The 18,314-nt window shown below is 54.5% G+C and carries 18 protein-coding genes and 1 riboswitch; of the genes, 7 read left to right on the top strand and 11 right to left on the bottom strand.

Annotated elements, in window-relative coordinates; translation table 11 throughout:
* Nucleotides 1–36: 36 nt before the first annotated feature.
* Both TH4_RS07105 and TH4_RS07100 read right to left on the bottom strand, forming a co-directional pair.
* The gene (locus tag TH4_RS07105) at nt 37–1,302 is read right to left on the bottom strand and encodes a hypothetical protein (protein ID WP_064780510.1); all 1,266 of its coding nucleotides are present in this window, start codon (nt 1,300–1,302) and stop codon (nt 37–39) included.
* A gap of 148 nt (nt 1,303–1,450) precedes the next feature.
* Nucleotides 1,451–2,410, bottom strand: a complete 960-nt coding sequence (locus TH4_RS07100; RefSeq protein ID WP_008889133.1) for a helix-turn-helix transcriptional regulator — start codon at nt 2,408–2,410, stop codon at nt 1,451–1,453.
* 224 nt (nt 2,411–2,634) lie between these two features.
* Between TH4_RS07100 and TH4_RS07095 the strand changes: the two genes are divergently transcribed.
* From TH4_RS07095 to TH4_RS07085, 3 genes are read left to right on the top strand one after another with little or no spacing between them, the layout of a single operon-like run.
* On the top strand, nt 2,635–3,111 hold the full coding sequence (locus TH4_RS07095) for a low molecular weight protein-tyrosine-phosphatase (RefSeq protein WP_063085639.1): 477 nt from the start codon (nt 2,635–2,637) through the stop codon (nt 3,109–3,111).
* A 23-nt stretch (nt 3,112–3,134) separates the two neighbouring features.
* On the top strand, nt 3,135–4,007 hold the full coding sequence (locus tag TH4_RS07090) for a fructosamine kinase family protein (protein ID WP_064780440.1): 873 nt from the start codon (nt 3,135–3,137) through the stop codon (nt 4,005–4,007).
* Nucleotides 4,008–4,067: 60 nt separating this feature from the next.
* The gene (locus tag TH4_RS07085; protein ID WP_167351198.1) at nt 4,068–4,517 is read left to right on the top strand and encodes a c-type cytochrome; all 450 of its coding nucleotides are present in this window, start codon (nt 4,068–4,070) and stop codon (nt 4,515–4,517) included.
* Nucleotides 4,518–4,603: 86 nt separating this feature from the next.
* Here the strand turns inward: TH4_RS07085 and folE are convergent, their stop codons facing one another.
* From folE to metZ, 3 genes are all read right to left on the bottom strand, one after another.
* The gene (folE, locus tag TH4_RS07080; protein ID WP_008889129.1) at nt 4,604–5,194 is read right to left on the bottom strand and encodes a GTP cyclohydrolase I FolE; all 591 of its coding nucleotides are present in this window, start codon (nt 5,192–5,194) and stop codon (nt 4,604–4,606) included.
* A gap of 88 nt (nt 5,195–5,282) precedes the next feature.
* Nucleotides 5,283–5,675, bottom strand: a complete 393-nt coding sequence (gene apaG, locus TH4_RS07075) for a Co2+/Mg2+ efflux protein ApaG (protein WP_008889128.1) — start codon at nt 5,673–5,675, stop codon at nt 5,283–5,285.
* 200 nt (nt 5,676–5,875) lie between these two features.
* Complete coding sequence (gene metZ / locus TH4_RS07070) at nt 5,876–7,078, bottom strand: O-succinylhomoserine sulfhydrylase (protein WP_064780438.1); 1,203 nt, start codon at nt 7,076–7,078, stop codon at nt 5,876–5,878.
* An 82-nt stretch (nt 7,079–7,160) separates the two neighbouring features.
* Nucleotides 7,161–7,235: riboswitch (SAM riboswitch) on the bottom strand.
* 226 nt (nt 7,236–7,461) lie between these two features.
* On the opposite strand from metZ, the gene TH4_RS07065 reads away from it, so the two are divergent.
* The 3 genes from TH4_RS07065 to TH4_RS07055 all read left to right on the top strand — a co-directional run bounded on the left by TH4_RS07065 (nt 7,462) and on the right by TH4_RS07055 (nt 11,238).
* Nucleotides 7,462–8,256, top strand: coding sequence for a TVP38/TMEM64 family protein (locus TH4_RS07065; RefSeq protein ID WP_083996997.1), 795 nt, complete (start codon nt 7,462–7,464; stop codon nt 8,254–8,256).
* Nucleotides 8,249–9,676 (top strand): dihydrolipoyl dehydrogenase family protein, encoded by a 1,428-nt coding sequence (locus tag TH4_RS07060; protein ID WP_064780437.1) that lies wholly within the window; start codon nt 8,249–8,251, stop codon nt 9,674–9,676. The genes TH4_RS07065 and TH4_RS07060 overlap by 8 nt, the downstream gene beginning before the upstream one ends.
* A gap of 80 nt (nt 9,677–9,756) precedes the next feature.
* On the top strand, nt 9,757–11,238 hold the full coding sequence (locus tag TH4_RS07055; protein ID WP_064780436.1) for a sensor histidine kinase: 1,482 nt from the start codon (nt 9,757–9,759) through the stop codon (nt 11,236–11,238).
* Nucleotides 11,239–11,608: 370 nt separating this feature from the next.
* On the opposite strand, the gene TH4_RS07050 is transcribed toward TH4_RS07055, so the two are convergent.
* The 4 genes from TH4_RS07050 to TH4_RS07035 all read right to left on the bottom strand — a co-directional run bounded on the left by TH4_RS07050 (nt 11,609) and on the right by TH4_RS07035 (nt 14,823).
* A complete protein-coding gene (locus tag TH4_RS07050) occupies nt 11,609–12,217 on the bottom strand; it encodes a DNA-3-methyladenine glycosylase I (RefSeq protein ID WP_064780435.1) in 609 nt (202 codons plus the stop codon).
* Between the two features lie 3 nt (nt 12,218–12,220).
* Nucleotides 12,221–12,508, bottom strand: a complete 288-nt coding sequence (locus TH4_RS07045) for a YciI family protein (RefSeq protein WP_063085664.1) — start codon at nt 12,506–12,508, stop codon at nt 12,221–12,223.
* A gap of 3 nt (nt 12,509–12,511) precedes the next feature.
* On the bottom strand, nt 12,512–13,108 hold the full coding sequence (locus TH4_RS07040; RefSeq protein WP_064780434.1) for a TetR/AcrR family transcriptional regulator: 597 nt from the start codon (nt 13,106–13,108) through the stop codon (nt 12,512–12,514).
* Between the two features lie 155 nt (nt 13,109–13,263).
* A complete protein-coding gene (locus TH4_RS07035) occupies nt 13,264–14,823 on the bottom strand; it encodes a TrkH family potassium uptake protein (protein ID WP_245227772.1) in 1,560 nt (519 codons plus the stop codon).
* 382 nt (nt 14,824–15,205) lie between these two features.
* Between TH4_RS07035 and TH4_RS07030 the strand changes: the two genes are divergently transcribed.
* Nucleotides 15,206–16,693, top strand: a complete 1,488-nt coding sequence (locus TH4_RS07030) for a sensor domain-containing diguanylate cyclase (RefSeq protein ID WP_083996996.1) — start codon at nt 15,206–15,208, stop codon at nt 16,691–16,693.
* An 87-nt stretch (nt 16,694–16,780) separates the two neighbouring features.
* On the opposite strand, the gene TH4_RS07025 is transcribed toward TH4_RS07030, so the two are convergent.
* Nucleotides 16,781–17,788: an aspartate-semialdehyde dehydrogenase gene (locus TH4_RS07025; RefSeq protein ID WP_008889118.1), complete on the bottom strand. Its 1,008-nt coding sequence runs from the start codon at nt 17,786–17,788 to the stop codon at nt 16,781–16,783.
* A 328-nt stretch (nt 17,789–18,116) separates the two neighbouring features.
* Nucleotides 18,117–18,305 carry a DUF3012 domain-containing protein gene (locus TH4_RS07020; RefSeq protein WP_008889117.1) on the bottom strand — a complete coding sequence of 63 codons (189 nt, stop codon included), beginning with the start codon at nt 18,303–18,305 and terminating at the stop codon, nt 18,117–18,119.
* Nucleotides 18,306–18,314: the final 9 nt, after the last annotated feature.

Raw genomic sequence — 18,314 nt, 5'->3', positions numbered from 1 at the left:
CGGCGGCGTTTTTTTTAGCCCATGCCATGCACGTGATCAGGAACGCGCGGCATCAAATTGGCGCTTCGGCATCAAAAGATCACAGAACGGCAGGACCAGTGTGTCGAATGCCGATGCAGCGCGCGCGGCATCAATCCGGATGATGTGCTGTTCGATATCGCGCTGGGTGGCAAAGTCGCCAAGCGGTGCCAGTTCCGGCAAGGCATCAACCATGATCGCGTAAAACGCGACCTGATCCTCGCGCGCAGTTCCCGTCGCCAGATTGCCCAGATGGTTATAAAGCGCCATGGCCAGGAACCAGCGACAATAAGGCATCAGACCTTGCAAGATCTCGGAGCGTTGTTGCGGCTGAACATATTGTTGCAGGTCATGATCAAGCCAGACGGCATTTTGCACGCCCGCCACAAAGGCGTTGCGAAGGGCCGGATATTCATCACTAAAGAACACAGTCGTCAGCCAGGATGACACATCATCAAGGGCTGCACGGCGCGATGCCGGTGTGCTGTCATTCCCGAAATCAAGAGCAGGCATCGGCGGCTTGCCCGACATGGCAAGACTTGCAACCGCCGGATCAATCAACGCATTGGCAAGCCATGCCTGATGCCAGATTTTCATCGGTCGGAAATAGGGCTCCTTTTCCGAACCACCGGCTTCGATCCAGCTTTCGATCAGGTGTGCGCGCCCCAATGCGATACCAAGGCGCAGGGCATCTTCAAACCCCATGCCGTTTTGCAAGAAAGCATCACCGAGCATGTCTTCAAGCAAGGGCAGCATGCTTGTGACATTGTCAGACCGAAGCCCTGCACCAAGTGGCTGATAGAAAGATGCCGCATCACTGTGCCCAAGGATTGCGCGGGCATGCTTGGCAAAATCGCCCCAGAAAACAAGCTTTACCGGCTCTGCGCGCTTGCGCCAAAGTGGGCGGGTCATGTGCCAGTTTTCGCATTCAAAATTGGCCATCGGCAGGGCATCAACAAGGCGCGCCAACGGTTTGGCCACCGCCAATTCCAGATCATCCTCGGATCCGACATGCCCGATGGACAGACGCCAACCCGGTTCTTCATGCGGATGACGGTCCAGCCACAACATGGCGAACCCGGTTGCATTTGACCGGCCCGCTGCCGGGGCAACAAGATCAAAAAACAGCGACAGGGCGGCCGGCATTTCCGGCACGCTATGATCGGTCAGTGCGTCCCCAACGGTCCAGGTTTTGACCAAAACATCATCGGCATCCGGTCGATTGTCAAAACGCGGCGGCAGAAAACCGGAATATTCGTTTGCAGGACGGATGGGGTCAGTCATGGCAGCCTCATGGATGCGAAGGGGCACGATGATTTAAACGAAATCATTCATGGCGCTGCTGATACCCAAGGAAACCGGGCAGGTCAATCACCCGGCAATCAGCCAGCACACCTTAAATGGCCGCGGCCAGCATCAGACTGGTTGGGCATCACGCCCGGGTCAACCCGGCATGGCCGATGCTGGCCTCGCGGTAGACCGAGGGCGGCATCGCCATCAAACGTCTGAAATCGCGTGAAAAATGCGCGTTATCTGTAAAGCCGCACCAGAACCCGATTTCACCAACCGAAAGGGTAGTGCCATATAAAAGCCTACAGGCTTCTCGCACGCGCACCAGGCGCAACAGATCAGAAAACCGGCTGTTGGCCTGTTGCAAGCGACGCTGCAAGGTGCGCCCGGATGTATCAAGCGCAGCAGCAACTTCATCAATCGTCCAGCTACGCCCGATGTCATGTTCCAACACCGTACAAAGTTGTTGCACAATCGGGCGTTGCGCCCCGATTGACGGCGCGGTGCCGGGCATATTGGCCATGAATGGATAGGAGGACGAAACCTGTTCGAAACTGCCCCAGTTAATCCGAAAGCGAAGGCCGCGACCGGAAAATGCCAGTTTGTCGCTAATGCGGCCCTTGCGCGTTACACGCACTGCCGGACCGTGGCTGGGCAAAATGGTGGCATCAATATTCTCGGCCCCGGCCGCCTCAAGCAAGCCGATCAAAAATCCCAGCAAAAGGAGGTTTTCCACCCGTGCCGGTGGCTGACCGCGCACGACCCCGCGATGGATGGTCATGGATTTTCCGGTGACGGAAAAGTCGCTGCGCGCACGTGCGTGTGAATAACCTTCAAGCCGGCGCCAGCGATCGGCAATCACCGACGGTGTTGCCGAGTGGCGCAACATGGTCAGGATCGGTTCCTGTTCCTTTGCGGCCAGATACCGCCCAAGACGCACCAGCACCGCCGGACCATTTATCTCTTCAAGTGCGAGCATGATGCTACGCAGCTTGGCAGAAGTTACAACCGTCCCGCCCGGGACAAGGTCATAGCCCCGCGGCAACCATGCCAGTTGCCGGATCAGGGCAACATGCAAACCAAAAGAAACAAATTCCTGCATCAAAACGCGCCAAATTAAAGGTAATTGGCGCGATCATACAAACTAATGACTGACCTGTCAGTGTCACATTCAAAATGTCACGAAGCTGTTACATTGATCACGATTTTTAAAAAACCCGCTGAGATGAAGGTCACTTGGCTCAACGACAAGCCATTGCCGACCGGGTGCGGGCATGGCACTTTTAAACATCTTCTGCCCCTTCCCAGACAATACGGATTGATAGTGTGATCAAGGTTCTTTTCGTCTGCACCGGCAATATATGTCGTTCGCCCACGGCCGATGGCGTTTTTCGCAAGATGGTTCGTGACGCCGGACTGGATGACCATATCAGCGTCGATAGCTGCGGGTTGTCGGCCTATCATGTTGGTGAATTGCCCGACCCGCGATCGCGCGAAATGGCCAAAAGTCGCGGCATTGATCTTAGCGACATTCGATCCCGCAAGATCAGGCCCGCCGACTATCACGAATTTGACTATGTTCTGGCCATGGATGACGGGCATTTGCGCGATATGCGCCGCCAGGCACCCAACACCCATCAGCACCGTATTGAGCTGTTTCTGGATTATCATCCGTCGATGGCCGGACAAAGTGTCCCCGATCCCTATTACGGCGGTGCCAACGGGTTTGTCGATGTGTTTGACATGATCGAGGAAGCCTCAAGCAACCTGCTGTCGCACATCCGCGAAAAACACGAAATCTAGGAGTCCAGCCCCCGGATAGGATTATGGACAAACGCGCGCTTGCAGATTTTATCAAACGCTATACCGGGGCGTCGGTGCGATCCGTCGCACCACTTTCGGGTGGGTGCGTTGCCGATGTAATGCGCGCCGATCTGGACGACGGGCGGCAACTGGTGATCAAGCACAGCACGACAAATGACGCGGAAAATGATGCAGGTCTTTTGATCGAGGCGGAAATGCTGCGTTATTTCAAAACGCACTCCCCCATCCCTTGCCCCGAGGTCATCCATGCCGACGCAAATTGTCTGGTGATGACATTTATCGCCAATGACAACCGGATGACTGGACGTGTGCAGCGCGACCTTGCCGAACAGCTGGCAAGCCAGCATCAGGTAACATCCGAAACGTTCGGACTTGGCTTTGACACTTTAATTGGCGGCCTGGCGCAACCAAATACACCCGAGGAAAGCTGGATCACGTTCTTCGCCGAACACCGTTTGCGCCATATGGCGCAACACGCACATCGCGAAGGCAAGCTTCCGGGTAGTATGGCCGCACGCGTTGATCGATTGATCGACAGGCTTGGTGATCTTTTGCCAGACCAAAGCACAGCGGCGCTGCTGCATGGTGACTTGTGGGGTGGCAATATCCTGTGCCAGTCTGACAGACTTGCGGGCTTGATTGATCCGGCGATCTATTACGGCGATCGGGAAATCGAACTGGCCTTTGGGACGTTGTTTGGTGATCTGACACCGGAATTTTTCGCTCGGTATGATGAAATACTGCCGATAGAGCCGGGGTTCTTTGAAGAACGCCGTGATTTGTATAACCTTTATCCGTTACTGGTCCATGTTCGCCTGTTTGGCGGCCATTATGTCGGTTCGGTTGACCATATCCTTGCCCGATTTCGGCACTAAAGCACGTGAACAAACACAAAATACCATCAGTTAGGCACACCTAGAATGGGGAAGAGAGAGTTGAAAGCACTAGCAGGAGCCGCCATCGCCTTGACCATGACGGTCAGCATTGCCGCCATCGCCCACGAAGGGGCAACCGGTGTTGTCAAGGAGCGCATGGAAGGCATGAAGGCCATTGGCCAACAGGTCAAAATCATGGTCCCGATGATGAAGGGTGCATTGCCCTATGACCCGGATCAGGTCGTGAAAGCCGCGACGATTATCGAAGGTCACTCGGGCGAGACCTTTACCGCCCTCTTCCCAGAAGGCAGTAATGGCAAACCGTCTGAAGCACTGTCAGACATCTGGGAAGACTGGTCAAAATTCACCAATCTGGCAAACGAACTGCACGCCAAGGCCAGCGATCTTAAATCGGTCGCAGTTTCCGGCGGATCAGAAGACGACTTCAAGGCATCACTTGGTGAAATGATGCAGACCTGCAAATCCTGCCATAGCGATTTCAAGGAATAGGCCGGACAAATTTTGCGGTCCCGACGCAAAAAAGGTCGCAGCATTTTAGTGCTGCGACCTTTTTTATTGGATCATCTGACTGCGTCTTAGCGACCGATCATGGCAAAGAATTCGCGGCGTGTGATCGGGTCATCGCGAAATGCGCCAAGCATCCGGCTGGTCACCATTGATACGCCGGTCTTGTGCACGCCACGGGTGCTCATGCATTGGTGATTGGCATCAATCACCACCGCCACGCCAAGCGGATCAAGCTCTTCCTGAATGGTGTTGGCAACCTGTGCGGTCATCTTTTCCTGAATCTGCAGGCGTTTGGCATAAACCTCGACCACGCGGGCCAGTTTGGAAATACCAACGACACGGCGGCGCGGCAGATAGGCGACATGTGCCACACCAATGATCGGCACCATGTGATGTTCGCAATAGGATTCGACGCGAATGTCGCGCAGAACGACCATTTCGTCATAGCCGTCGGTTTCTTCGAATGTCCGACGCAGAATCTCGGCCGGGTCCTGCTGATAGCCAGCAAAGAATTCACCATAAGACCGTGCCACACGGTCAGGGGTTCCGCGCAAACCTTCGCGGTCGGGATCATCCCCGGCCCAACGCAGAAGTGTCCGAACCGCTTCTTCTGCTTCTTCGCGTGTCGGACGCTTCACCGGGTTATGTTCGCTGCACATACCAAATCCTTTGTCATTTTATTACAGGATTGAACCTGCCTTGGTGGGGCTCTCGGCCCGCGCTACCTGATACTGTTTTTTGACGCGATCAGTTCACAGTGTGTTGCCCATGCGGACTGTCCAGCGAAAAGGCTGGAATCGCAATATCAAAATGATTGCCGTCCATATCCGTCATTTCGAAAGTGCCCACCATGAATCCGCTTGGCGTGGTCAATGGCGCGCCACTGGTGTAGTTGAAACTTTCGCCACATGCCAAAACAGGCTGTTCGCCGACAACACCCGGGCCTTTGACTTCCTGGGTTTCGCCACGCGAATCCGTAATCCGCCAATGACGGTTAAGCAACTGAACAGTTTTCGAGCCGAGATTCTCTATCTCGATGCGATAAGCCCAAATGTAACGATGGGTGTCCGGGTCTGATTCGTCCTCAAGGAACATCGGCTTTACCGATACCTTGATGTCGTGGGTTACGGTCGAATACATGCATATCTCCGGGCCAAGTGTGTTCCAGTCAATTTGCATCAGCCAAGAATGCGATGGATGGACCCTTTATGTAGACAATCCTTCCCGAAAGTACCAGTCAGCAGTCAAAACAAACTGGCATTATCCCCCGGATCGGAAACGAAAAGGCCCGCACAATGTACGGGCCGGATCGATGTCAGGATTACTGTTGGTCCATGCTTTTAAACGGCAAGGGCCGCCAACAGGTCTTCCTTGAGGTCATCAATATCTTCCAGACCGACAGATAGACGCAGCGTGCCCTCGGTAATGCCCATTGCGACCTTGTCCTCGGCCGGTACACGCTGATGCGTGGTCGTCCAGGGATGGGTTGCAAGGCTTTTTGCATCGCCAAGGTTGTTGGAAATATCAATCAGCTTGAGATTATCAAGCAACGAGAAGGCTGCTTTCTTACCACCGGCAAGCTCGATTGCGATCAATCCACCACCACGGCCAGACATTTGCTTCATTGCCAGTTCATGCTGCGGGTGACTTTTCAGCCCCGGATATAGAACGCGTGACACCTGCGGCTGTTCCGTAAGAAACTCAGCCAATGCAGTTGCATTGCGAATATGCTGATCCACACGCAGGCTAAGTGTCTCAAGCCCCTTAAGAAGAACCCAGGCATTGAACGGGCTCATGCTTGGCCCCGTATGACGCAGGAAGGTGGTCAGATGTTCGTCATGCCATTCCTTGTCATTAAACAGGATTGCCCCGCCAAGGCAGCGCCCCTGACCATCGATATGCTTGGTCGCGGAATAGACGACAATATCCGCCCCCAGTTCCATCGGCTTTTGCAGGATCGGTGTGGCAAAGACGTTATCGACAATCACCTTGGCACCGGCCTTGTGCGCCAGTTCGGAAATGAAGGCGATATCAAGAACCTCAAGGGTCGGGTTCGACGGTGTTTCAAGGAAAACCGCATCGGCCGGTTTCGAAAGTGCCTTTTCCCAGGCGTCCTTGTCCGTGCCGTCCACCAGTTCGGTCTCAACGCCGAACCGCGGCAAAAGCGTGGTCAGGATAAACTCACACGACCCGAACAGCGCACGCGATCCAACCACACGGCCACCGGCCTTGGTGCTGGCCGCCAATGCATTCCAGACAGCCGACATACCCGATGCCGTCGCGCGGCAATATTGCGCGCCCTCGATCAGGGCAAGGCGTTCTTCGAACATGCCAACGGTCGGGTTGGCGAAACGCGAATACACAAAACGTTCCGGACCGCTGCCATCAAAGGAGGCCTCGGCCTCGGCGGCAGTTTCATACACATAGCCGGAATTCATAAAGATGGCTTCGGAGGTCTCGCAGAACCCGCTGCGCGCTGTACCACCACGCACGGATCGGGTCGCTGCGCGCCAGTTATCGGAAGCCTTTTTGTCGGTCGTCATCGTCTTGCTCCTACATGCCCGGAATGTATGCATACCGTAATCCGGACACAAAAAAACCCTGACCGGCATGAATGGGTCAGGGCCGAAGCCATAGCACCCCTCTTTAGCGATTTTTTACGTGGCCGCAAGCCGGTCGACAAATCCCACGATGCGCAGACGATACGTCCAGTTTTCCCCTACGTCAAGCGCCACTCCCTCAGGTTTATTGCGCATGTTCCTGCACCATCCGGCCAGGCTTTGTACAATTTGCCCTCACGCAATGGTGAAGGCAGTTCATAAGCAAGTTTTGAAATTTCTCTCTAATGTTGGGTCAAATAATGCGATCCTATCTTCAGGGATATGCATTTCGACCCGAACGAACGACTTGCAAGAGCCTGAAATCAATGACCAAAACCAGTTCAATGGCGTCACACTTGTCCGACCAGAAACCAGATACCCATAGCGAAATCAAAGGCACGTCAAAGCCCCTATGGCGCAAGCTTTTGCCGGTGATTGTTCTGGTTGTCGGACTTGTCATTGCATGGGCCAGCGGCGTTCTGGATTTGCTGTCTTTTGAGTCCCTGCGTGAAAACCGCGACCTGTTGCAGGGCTTTGTCGCCGATAACCCGGTTTCCAGCGTTTTGGTCTTTATGGGGCTTTATGTCGTTTCAGTCGCACTTTCCCTTCCAATCGGGTCGATCCTGACCATCACGGGTGGCTTTCTGTTCGGGGCGTTTCTTGCCACCAGTTATGTTGTGGTCTCTGCAACCATCGGCGCGACGATCGTTTACCTTGCGGCCCGCTATGCGTTTTACGATCTGATGCGTGCCAAGGCCGGAAACGCCGTCCGCAGGATGGAGGAAGGCTTTGCTGAAAACGCGTTCAGCTACCTGATGGTTTTGCGCCTGATTCCGATCTTCCCGTTCTGGCTGGTCAATCTTGTGCCGGCCCTTCTTGGCGTCAAACTGCGATCCTTTGTCTTTGGCACCATGATCGGCATCATTCCGGGCACTTTTGTCTATTCCTCCATCGGGGACGGCCTTGGTGCGCTGTTTGATCAGGGCAAGACACCTGATCTTGGCATCATCTTTGAACCCCGTATTCTGACCCCGATCATCGGGCTCGCCGTGCTGGCCCTTTTGCCGGTGGCCTACAAGAAATTGCGCAAACGTAAAATCGGGGCGAACGCCGATGAATAAGATCATCACGACCGACATTTGTGTCATCGGGGCTGGATCAGGCGGCCTTTCCGTTGCCGCCGGTGCGGTGCAGATGGGCGCAAAGGTTGTCCTGATTGAAAAGGGCAAGATGGGCGGTGATTGCCTTAATACCGGCTGTGTTCCGTCCAAGGCCCTGCTGGCCGCTGGCCATGCCGCGGAAAATGCACGCAGGGCTTCACGGTTTGGCGTATTGACAGGCCCAGTAGAGATCGACTTTGGCCGGGCAATCGATCATGTTCATTCCGTGATCGCGGGCATCGCGCCCCATGATTCCGTCGAACGGTTCGAAGAACTCGGCTGCACGGTCATTCAGGCCGAAGCCCGTTTTACCGGTCCGGGTGAAGTCGTTGCCGGTGACACCACAATCAGGGCCAAACGCTTTGTCATCGCCACCGGATCGCGTGCGGCAGTACCGCCGATCCCGGGGCTTGAGACCGTTCGCTATTTCACCAACGAAACCATTTTCGAAAACCGCGTTCGCCCAGAACATCTGATCATCATCGGTGGCGGCCCCATTGGTCTGGAAATGGCGCAGGCCCATCATCAGCTGGGCGCAAAAGTTACCGTGATTGAAATGGGCACCATCCTGCCCAAGGATGATCCAGATCTGGTGGCTGTTGTCCGCAACCGGATCAAGGCCGATGGCATCAGCCTTTATGAAGGGGCGAAAACCAAGGAAATCCTTGATGTGAATGATCAGATCCGGGTCGTGATCGAACATCAGGGTATCGAGATTACCTTGGAAGGCAGCCACCTGTTGCTGGCAACCGGACGCAAACCCAATGTCGAAAATCTCGGCCTGAAGGATGCCGGTATTGACTATACCGACCGCGGCATTTCCGTCGATGCGCGATTGCGGACGTCAAACAAAAAAGTCTTTGCCATTGGCGATATCACCGGCGGCCTGCAATTTACCCATATGGCAGGATATGACGCAGGCATCGTCATTCGCAATGCGCTGTTCCGTCTTCCGGCCAAGGTTGATCACAGTGCCGTGCCATGGGTGACCTACACCAACCCGGAACTGGCACAGGTCGGTCTGACCGAAAAGGCTGCCCGCGAACAATATGGCGATGACATCCGCGTTGTGACCTGGGATTACGCCGAAAATGACCGCGCCCGGGCAGAGGCCGAGACCGAGGGCTTCATCAAGGTCATCACCAAACCAAACGGTCGAATTCTGGGGGCTGCCATCGTCGGACGGCAGGCGGGTGAACTGATCGGTGTCTGGTCACTGGCCATCAGCAAGAAGATGAAGATTGGCGCCATCGCCGGGATGATTGCGCCTTACCCGACCTTGGGCGAACTTTCCAAACGCGTCGCCGGGGCCTGGTACACACCCAGCCTGTTTGGCGAAAAAACCCGCAAGCTTGTGCGTTTTCTGCTCAGGTTCGCATAAGCGGCTTGCTTGCCATCGCGTATGAAAACAAGCATCTGTATTGCTGTACTTTTTTCGGCTTATTGGCCTAACATCCAAAAATGAATAACCGGCATCTGAAATTGCCCCCATGGGCCAAATCGCTTTCCGCGCGCCTTCTGGTGCTGACGGTAAGCTTTGTGATGCTTGCCGAGGTGTTTGTCTTTGCCCCTTCTGTCGCGCGCTTTCGGATCGACTGGTTAAAGGCGCACTTGGATTCAGGCTACCTCGCGGCCCTTGCCCTTGAAGCCACCCCCGATCAAATGATCCCCGACGATCTTGAACGCGAACTTCTGTCCAATGCCGGGATCGAGGCGGTCATCCTGCGCCGTGAAGATCGCAAATTGCTGCTGCAACGCGATGATATGCCCGCCAAGGTCGACAAGGACGTCAATCTGAGCGATTTTTCGATCCCGATGGCCTTGATGGAGGGGCTGGCAACACTCAGCCAGACCGAAAACCGGGTATTGCGCGTGGTCGGCATGCCCTCCATGGCGCCCGATTTCGAGATCGAGGTGCTTGTGCATGAAGACCGCCTGACCGAGGCGATGCGCAATTTCGGTTGGCGGGTATTTGGCCTGTCGCTGATGATTTCGTTCTTTACAGCCGGTCTTGTCTATTTCGCGCTTAACCGGTTGCTGGTGCGCCCGATGCGAACCCTGACCAGCGACATGATCCGTTTTCGCGAAGATCCGCAGGACAAGGCATCGCTGATCAATCCGGGCGAACGTGATGATGAAATCGGTGTTGCCCGCCAGGAACTCGCCATGATGCAGCAAGACATCCAGGCAATGCTCAATCAGCGCCGCCGTCTTGCCGCCTTGGGCACGGCCGCCACCAAAATCAGCCATGATCTGCGTAATGCATTGGCGACCTCGATGCTGATGACAGAACAGCTTGCCAAAAGCGAAGACGACGAAGTCCGCGCTGTGGTGCCGCGATTGTTGTCATCGATGGAACGTGCGGTTTATATCAGTGAACAAACCCTGTCATTTGCCCGCGAGACGCCACCACCGCGCGATCTGGCAACCTTCACGCTGATTGAACTGATCGAAGAAATCCGCGATCAGATTTTGCTGCAAAAATGCGAACCGTTGCTTGATGGCGGCATGGGCGATGCACCTGTGGCCAGCAAACCCTGCCCCGCGCGCATTGAGATCGACCTGCCTGATGATGTCATGCTTGAAGCGGACTATGACATGCTGTTTCGCGCCTTCAGCAACCTGATGCGCAACCCGCTGGAGGCCGGGGCAACCACCGTCACCATCAGTCACAAAATTCAAACCGAACCTGAAAAGGGTGACGAATCGGCTAGCCCCCGCCGCTCTATTGAAGTTTTCATAGCCGACAACGGGCCGGGTTTGCCCGAAAAGGCGATCAAGAACCTGTTCGTCCCGTTTGCCGGCAGCGGGCGCCAAGGCGGTACCGGACTTGGCCTTGCCATCGCGCGCGAACTGATCAGCACCCATAACGGTGAACTTCGCCTCACTGCAACAGGGCCGGATGGTGCTGTTTTCACAGTCAAATTGCCACTCGGGAACTGATTTCGCTGCATTCCTGTGCTGCAGCGCATCTGATCGATAGATTTTTTCTATCTATTTTAATTTTATATTCGATTTTATCTTTTGATCAGCATTTGCGACCTTGGGTTATGGCGATGCCGGGCTTGATCCCGATCCCCGATCCGCTCCTGACCCAAAGTTCGGTATCGCCAAACTTACTTGAGTGTGCACCGTATTCTTTTGAAGCCTTCCTACCCCTGTTGCACCCTCCCTTGACGTTGGCACCTCAAGTGAGACCGCATGTCGAAGACCCCATAATCCTTGCCGGATTATCATCAGGGGATCTGAAATGGTCCCCGCCCTCAAAACCCCTTGTCCAGATTTGGACAAGGGGTGTTTTTTTGACATCACATCAGCTTGGGCGGATCAATGACCCGCGCATGTCGTCAATCTGTTGGCGCAAAAAGCAGCCTTGCGCGTGATCATTGATCAAACCCATCGCCTGCATGAACGCAAACACTGTGGTCGGCCCGACGAACTTCCAACCGCGTTTTTTGAGATCCTTGGAAAGCGCCACGGACGTCGGCGACGTTGACATCGATTGTGGCGGGTCTACCTCATCCTGTTTCGGTTCAAACCGCCAGAAATAGGCGGCAAGTGATCCTTCCTCAGCCACCATCTCGCAGGCCCGTTTGGCATTGTTGATCGATGCCTCGATCTTGCCGCGATGCCGGATGATCCCAGCATCACCAAGCAGTCGCTCAACATCCGCATCATCAAACTGCGCGACCTTGTGAAAATCAAAACCGGCAAAGGCTTTGCGGAAATTCTCGCGCTTGGTCAGGATCGTGCGCCAGCTTAATCCTGACTGGAATCCCTCAAGACAGATTTTCTCAAACAGGCGGATGTCATCGGTCACCGGAAAACCCCATTCCGTGTCGTGATAGGCGTTAAATTCCGGCGCCGCATCACACCAGGTACACCGGCATTTTCCATCCGTTCCGATTGTTGTTTTGCTCATTGCTCAGGCCATCAGGAAATCAAGACGTTGATCAGCACGCGCGGGCGAGATTTCCAGAATCTCGGCGCTAACGATCCCTTCGACAACGAACGGATCTTCATTCACACGGGTTTCAATCTCGTCGCGCGACACACCGTGGGCCAGAACCGCACCGCCCATATTGGGTTGCAGGCTGCCGACCATCAGAAACACACCATCATCAAAGCCCTGCTTGATCCAGGCTTTGTGCGCGTCCATGAATTCCGGGGCCTTTGGGCGGTTTTCGGCAAATTTCAAAAAGATCGCAAACATCGTCTACTCCCTGTCTGGGTTATTTTTGTTAGCAAGCCCCGCAATCTGGTCATCCAACCAGGCGCACATCAGCTCGACCTCGTGATGCAGGAACCGGTCATCGTCAAACGCATTGGCAAGGGTCGCCACCCCCTGACTTCGGCCAAGGATATGCATGGCCAGTTCATCGGATTTGTCGCCAAAACCCAACCGTTCGAACTGTCGGCACAACCAACTGCGAAACAGGGTAAACAGTGCCGCCGCATCGCTTTTTGCCGTGTGGTTCAGCTTCGCCAGTTCTGACGACAACGTACCCACCGGGCAGCCGTATCTTCGGATTTTCTCGCCATTGACGATCAAGATATGAATGAAGCTTCGAATACGCTCCGCCGGGTCTGATCCGGCAATTTCCCAGCGATCAAGCATCTGCTCGGTATTGGCAAGGCGGCGATTGATCACCCCATCAAGGATGTCATCCTTGGTCTTGAAGTGATGATAAAAGTTGCCGCGCGATATGCCGACGGTGGCTGCGATATCGGCAAACGATGTTACCTCGAACCCGTGCTGGTAAATTAGCAGGTCCGCTGCCTCGACAATCCGTTCTCGTGTTTCTGCTGCCATTTTCCGATATGCCGCCCGATTGACCTAGAATTAGGACAAATGTCCCAGACCCGAAATTAGGTCAATTGTCCTACTCTGTCAATAATACAAAAAAGCACCCGCAAGCCTTGCCTGCGGGTGCCGGAAAATTCGGTGATAAGTATTCTGGTTTTCGATCAGTCGCGCCAGAAGGCGGGGAACAGCAGAACCAATACGGTAAAGACTTCAAGACGGCCAATCAGCATCCCGATCGACATCAGCCACTTTGCGCCATCCGGCAGGGTTGCAAAGTTGCCCGACGGGCCAACAATCGGGCCCAGTCCCGGTCCGACATTGGCAATCGCCGTACCGGCACTCGATACCGCGGTGATGAAATCAAGTCCCATTGCGCCAAGCGCTGCGGCCAGAACTACAAAGCAGAACACAAACAGGAAGAAGAAGCTGAGTACCGATTCCGTAACATCTTCCGAAAGCGGTTTGCGGTTGTAATAGGCAATGAACACGCCATGCGGACGCAGCATGTGCGAAAGCTGGATCTTGGCGATTTCATAGAGAACCTGAAGGCGGAAGATCTTAACGCCGCAGGTTGTCGATCCCGCACAGCCGCCAATAAACATGACAAAGAAGAACACCGTCACCGCGAACGGGCCCCAAAGCCCGTAATCGGTGGTGGCATAGCCCGTACCGGTCATCACCGACACAATGTTGAAGGACGTAAAGCGCAGCGCATACAGGAAATCGACATTGTTGGTTTCCGAATGCCAAAGCGCAAGGCCGACAACGATGGAAACCGCAATTGTGATGAACCAGCGCACCTGACTGTCGCGGAACAAGGCCCGCCCCTGCCCGCGCAGCATCTGCAGATACAAAATAAACGGCAACGCCCCCGTCGCCATGCCAAGCGTGATGATCACATCAATCGCCGCACTGTCATAATGCCCGATCGACGCATCCTTGGTCGAAAAGCCGCCGGTGGCGATCGTCGTCATGGCGTGCGCAATCGCATCAAACGGCGTCATGCCCGCCGACCACAACATAATCGCCCAAAGGCCCGTAAAGCTCAGATACAGCATCGCGATACCCATCGCGATCTGGGTTGCGCGCGGGAACGCCTTATCCGATTTGTCGGAGTTTTCCATGCGGAACAACTGCATCCCGCCAACGCGCAGCATCGGCATGACGGCAATCGCCATCACGATAATCCCGATCCCGCCAAGCCACTGCAACAGTGCCCGCCACAGCAAGATCCCCTGTGGGGCGCTATCAAGGCCGACAATCACGGTCGACCCGGTGGTGGAAATACCTGACATCGCTTCGAAAAACGCGTCGGTATAGGACATATCAAGGTCGGAAAAGGCAAAGGGCAGCGCCGATGCCGCCGTCAGAACCAGCCAGCTCAGCGTGGTCAGGATAAACGCCTGGCGTGAATTGATCTTAAGATTGTCCATGCGGTTCATCATGATCAATGCCCCGCCGATAAACAGCGACACAAAGGACGCGGCCGAGAACACGATCCAGTCACGCTGCCCGTAATAAAGGTCGACCAACGCCGGGATGAACATGCCAATCGACAACGTACAGAGCAAAATGCCGACGATGAAAAGAATGGGACGGAAATCGATCAATGAAGCGCCTCTTGGCACATACACCGCGAAATCCCCCCGGACAAACGGCATATGGTGCGTCTGATGTTCTGTTTTCGGAAGCCACTGCATACCCGAAAATTCGGTCTGCATGTACCCCCTTCATCACAAGCAGCGAAATTCTTGGCATATGGGGCCACAATGTCCAGTCCTTTTAAGCTGTTGCACGCTGCCTTGCGGTCGGATTTTCGCGATCATCAACACGATTTGTTCGCGCCCGCACCCTGATTAATGAACCACCGTCACCTTTGATCCGACTTTCAGTATCTCCACACTGCGCGACTATCACCACTTAACTATGTCTATAATTCTTATTGATTTCTGATAGTTCACCTGTTGATCAGAATCATTCCAATATAATCGCCGGTTTCTTTTGGCTTTTTCATCATCACACAAACAAGGCAAACCTGCCTGTATTTGATATTGTGTCGTGCAACATGGCGCGCTTTCCCCTAAATTAGCCGGATCAAAAACGATGAGCTCAATCATCGGTGCCTGCCTTGTGACTATCCTTGGGGAGCTTCCCGTGTGGGGAAAGAAATTATACTTCGCGATCATTCTGTGCGTTCTGCTGGCGGTCGGGTTTCTGACCACGAGTTTTGTAAGCTTCTATGTCGCCCGGGATTCTCTTGAAGAACAGATTTCCGAAAGCACGCTTCCGCTGACCAGCGACAATATCTATTCCGAGATCCAGCGCGATCTGCTGCAGCCGATCTTTATTTCTTCGTTGATGGCCCATGATACGTTCTTTCGCGACTGGGCCCTTTCCGGCGAAACTGATCCGGAACGGATCACCAAGTACCTCGCCGAAATTCAATCGCGTTATGACACGATCACAGCCTATTTCATCTCGGAAGAGACCCGGAACTATTATCACCCGACCGGCGTGATCAAACAGGTCAGCGAAGATGATCCGGCCGATGGCTGGTATTTCCGTGCGCGCGACGGGAAGCAACCTTACGAGATCAATATCGACCACGACACGGTTGATCGGTCGCGCCTGTCGATCTTTGTCAATTATCAGGTCCGCGATTATGACGGCAATGTCATCGGTATTACCGGTGTTGGTCTGGCCGTCAGTTCGGTTACCAATCTGATCGAAACCTATCAGGCGCGCTATGGCCGAACGATCTATTTCATCGACACCGAAGGCCACGTTACCCTGCGTGGTAGCGGCTTTGGCGATGCCCACAGCCTGCAAGAACGGCCGGGCATGCGCACCCAGGCCACCAAAATCCTGACCTCGCCCGGCGCGTCGATCAGTTACGAACATGGTGGACACACCTATTTCGTCAACAGCCGCCTGGTGCCTGAATTTGGCTGGCTTCTGATAGTTGAACAAAGTGACTACTCATCTGACGCACGTCTTCAGAACACCCTGTTCATCAATATCGCGATTTCGTTGCTGATCACGATCGTGGTCGGGCTGATCGCCTTCCTGACCGTGCGCAATTACCAAAAGCGCCTCGAAGAACTGGCATCGCGTGACAAATTGACCGGCGCCTTCAACCGTCAGATCTTTGACATGATCTTTGATCAGGCGGTTCAGACCTCAAAACGCCAAAAGGCACCCCTGTCGGTAATGTGTTTTGATGTTGATGGCTTCAAGGAAATCAACGATGGCTATGGCCATCCGGGCGGGGATGCGGCGCTTCGCGAAGTTCTGACCATGGTCCGCCAGAATGTGCAGGACTCCGACGTGATCTGTCGCTGGGGCGGGGATGAATTTGTTGTTCTGTTCCACGGAAAAGATCGCAAGGAAGCCATGACAAAGGCCCGCGAACTTGCCGACTCTGTCCGCAATGCACCGGTCCGTTTCGGGCGCGATCATATTCCGGTCACCATCAGTGCCGGTATCACCGAATATCGCGATGGCGAGGACCTTGATACCTTGATGGCCCGCGTTGATAACGCGCTTTATACCGCCAAGGCATCGGGCCGCGATCACATCTCCCTGTCCTGATCCATCACGCCGCCAGCAGATAAAAAACACCCCCGGCAGAATGTTCTGCCGGGGGTGTTTTTGTGTTTAATTCGCTCTGGTGCGCGATCAGTCGGCGATAGATGCCTCGGCGATCTGAACCGCGTTAAGCGCAGCACCCTTAAGCAACTGGTCACCGGCAACAAACAGTTCCAGACCATGATCACCAAAGATCAGGTTGGTACGAATGCGGCCAACTTCGACGTCATACTGTTCGGTCGCGGTCAGCGGCATCGGGTATTTGTTATTTGCCGGATCATCGACAAGTTTGACACCCTTGGCCTTTGCCAGCACTTCGCGGGCGGCCTCAGGGGTAACAACCTTTTCGGTTTCAACCACGATGGCCTCGGAATGGGTACGTTCGGTCGGAATACGAACCGCAGTGCACGATACCGGAAGGTCCGGCGCGCCAAAGATCTTGCGCGTTTCCCAGGTTACTTTCATTTCTTCACGGGTATAGCCGTTGTCCTGGAAAGTATCGATATGCGGGATCACGTTAAATGCCAGCGGCGATGAAAACACCTCTGCCGGGACCGGCTTGCCAGCAAGACCAGCGGCAAGACCTTCGCGAAGTTCGTTCATGCCAGGCTGACCGGCACCCGATGCGGCCTGATAGGTCGAAACGATCACTTTCTTCAGGCCAAAGGCCTGATGCAGCGGCCAAAGGGCAACTGCGGCAATCGCCGTGGTGCAGTTCGGGTTCGCGATCAGTTTCGCCGTTTTGGCAAGGTGACCATTGATTTCCGGCACGATCAGCGGAACATCGTCATTAAGACGGAACGCCGAGGAGTTATCAATCACCAGCGCGCCTTCGGCAATTTTCGGCGCATATTCCTTGGCGAAATCACCGGAAACAGCAAGGAAGACAATGTCGCACTGCTTGGCTTCTTCAACAGAAAACAGCGCGACGGTCTTAGTGCCGAATTTAGTCTCCACGGTCTTGCCTGCTGAACGCTCTGACGCGAACAGGGTGAGTTCACCCACAGGGAACTTGCGATCAAACATTACATTGATCAGCTCGACGCCAACCGCACCGGTTGCGCCAATGACACCGACATGGAGATTTTCGGCACTCATAATAGTTGTCTAACCTCGCAATAAATTTGTTGTCATATTCGACTGCCGCGATCATTCGCGGGCCGCGCATTATAAGGATTAATCAAGGCAACGCAAATGTACCTTGCTGCATTGCATTCATGCGCGGTTCTGATTGGGTAAAAACGCACCGGACAACAGATTGTTCCATGGCGATTTTAAACGGGCCGACATAAAAAATCCGCCCTTCAACAGTACCACCGCCAAGCAGACGTCAAAGGGCGGATTTAGCCGCCATAAAGACGACATATCCAGACTATGAAAGAGAATCGGCTGATCGTTTTAATGTCCGATCAGGCGAATGCACTGATCACATCAAGCAATGTTTGGCGAAATCGGTCGCCTCGTTTGCCGTCCAGTCGCCTTTCGGCTTTTCCTTAAGGTCATTGCACCATTCCTCGCTGCCCACCTCGGGCGAGCATGCGGAAACAGCACCAGCCAGGAAAAGGACCGCAAGGGCCCCGGCGATTTTGGTCGTGATCGTTTTCTGCAGTTTCATGTCCGTGTC

The organism is Thalassospira tepidiphila MCCC 1A03514 (genome assembly GCF_001662875.1).
Taxonomy (GTDB): Bacteria; Pseudomonadota; Alphaproteobacteria; order Rhodospirillales; family Thalassospiraceae; genus Thalassospira; species Thalassospira tepidiphila.
The sequence above is the reverse complement of the archived record's forward strand: the minus strand, read 5'-3'. Positions and strand labels throughout refer to the sequence as shown.

Excerpts from the sequence above, each read along its gene's own strand:
- TH4_RS07065 (WP_083996997.1), top strand. The coding sequence starts at position 7,462 with ATGACCAAAACCAGTTCAATGGCGTCACACTTGTCCGACCAGAAACCA.
- TH4_RS07025 (WP_008889118.1), bottom strand. The coding sequence starts at position 17,788 with ATGAGTGCCGAAAATCTCCATGTCGGTGTCATTGGCGCAACCGGTGCG.
- TH4_RS07055 (WP_064780436.1), top strand. The coding sequence starts at position 9,757 with ATGAATAACCGGCATCTGAAATTGCCCCCATGGGCCAAATCGCTTTCC.
- TH4_RS07060 (WP_064780437.1), top strand. The coding sequence starts at position 8,249 with ATGAATAAGATCATCACGACCGACATTTGTGTCATCGGGGCTGGATCA.
- TH4_RS07105 (WP_064780510.1), bottom strand. The coding sequence starts at position 1,302 with ATGACTGACCCCATCCGTCCTGCAAACGAATATTCCGGTTTTCTGCCG.
- TH4_RS07020 (WP_008889117.1), bottom strand. The coding sequence starts at position 18,305 with ATGAAACTGCAGAAAACGATCACGACCAAAATCGCCGGGGCCCTTGCG.
- TH4_RS07100 (WP_008889133.1), bottom strand. The coding sequence starts at position 2,410 with ATGCAGGAATTTGTTTCTTTTGGTTTGCATGTTGCCCTGATCCGGCAA.
- TH4_RS07045 (WP_063085664.1), bottom strand. The coding sequence starts at position 12,508 with ATGTTTGCGATCTTTTTGAAATTTGCCGAAAACCGCCCAAAGGCCCCG.
- TH4_RS07090 (WP_064780440.1), top strand. The coding sequence starts at position 3,135 with ATGGACAAACGCGCGCTTGCAGATTTTATCAAACGCTATACCGGGGCG.
- apaG (WP_008889128.1), bottom strand. The coding sequence starts at position 5,675 with ATGTATTCGACCGTAACCCACGACATCAAGGTATCGGTAAAGCCGATG.
- folE (WP_008889129.1), bottom strand. The coding sequence starts at position 5,194 with ATGTGCAGCGAACATAACCCGGTGAAGCGTCCGACACGCGAAGAAGCA.
- TH4_RS07035 (WP_245227772.1), bottom strand. The coding sequence starts at position 14,823 with ATGCAGACCGAATTTTCGGGTATGCAGTGGCTTCCGAAAACAGAACAT.
- TH4_RS07040 (WP_064780434.1), bottom strand. The coding sequence starts at position 13,108 with ATGGCAGCAGAAACACGAGAACGGATTGTCGAGGCAGCGGACCTGCTA.
- metZ (WP_064780438.1), bottom strand. The coding sequence starts at position 7,078 with ATGACGACCGACAAAAAGGCTTCCGATAACTGGCGCGCAGCGACCCGA.
- TH4_RS07050 (WP_064780435.1), bottom strand. The coding sequence starts at position 12,217 with ATGAGCAAAACAACAATCGGAACGGATGGAAAATGCCGGTGTACCTGG.
- TH4_RS07030 (WP_083996996.1), top strand. The coding sequence starts at position 15,206 with ATGAGCTCAATCATCGGTGCCTGCCTTGTGACTATCCTTGGGGAGCTT.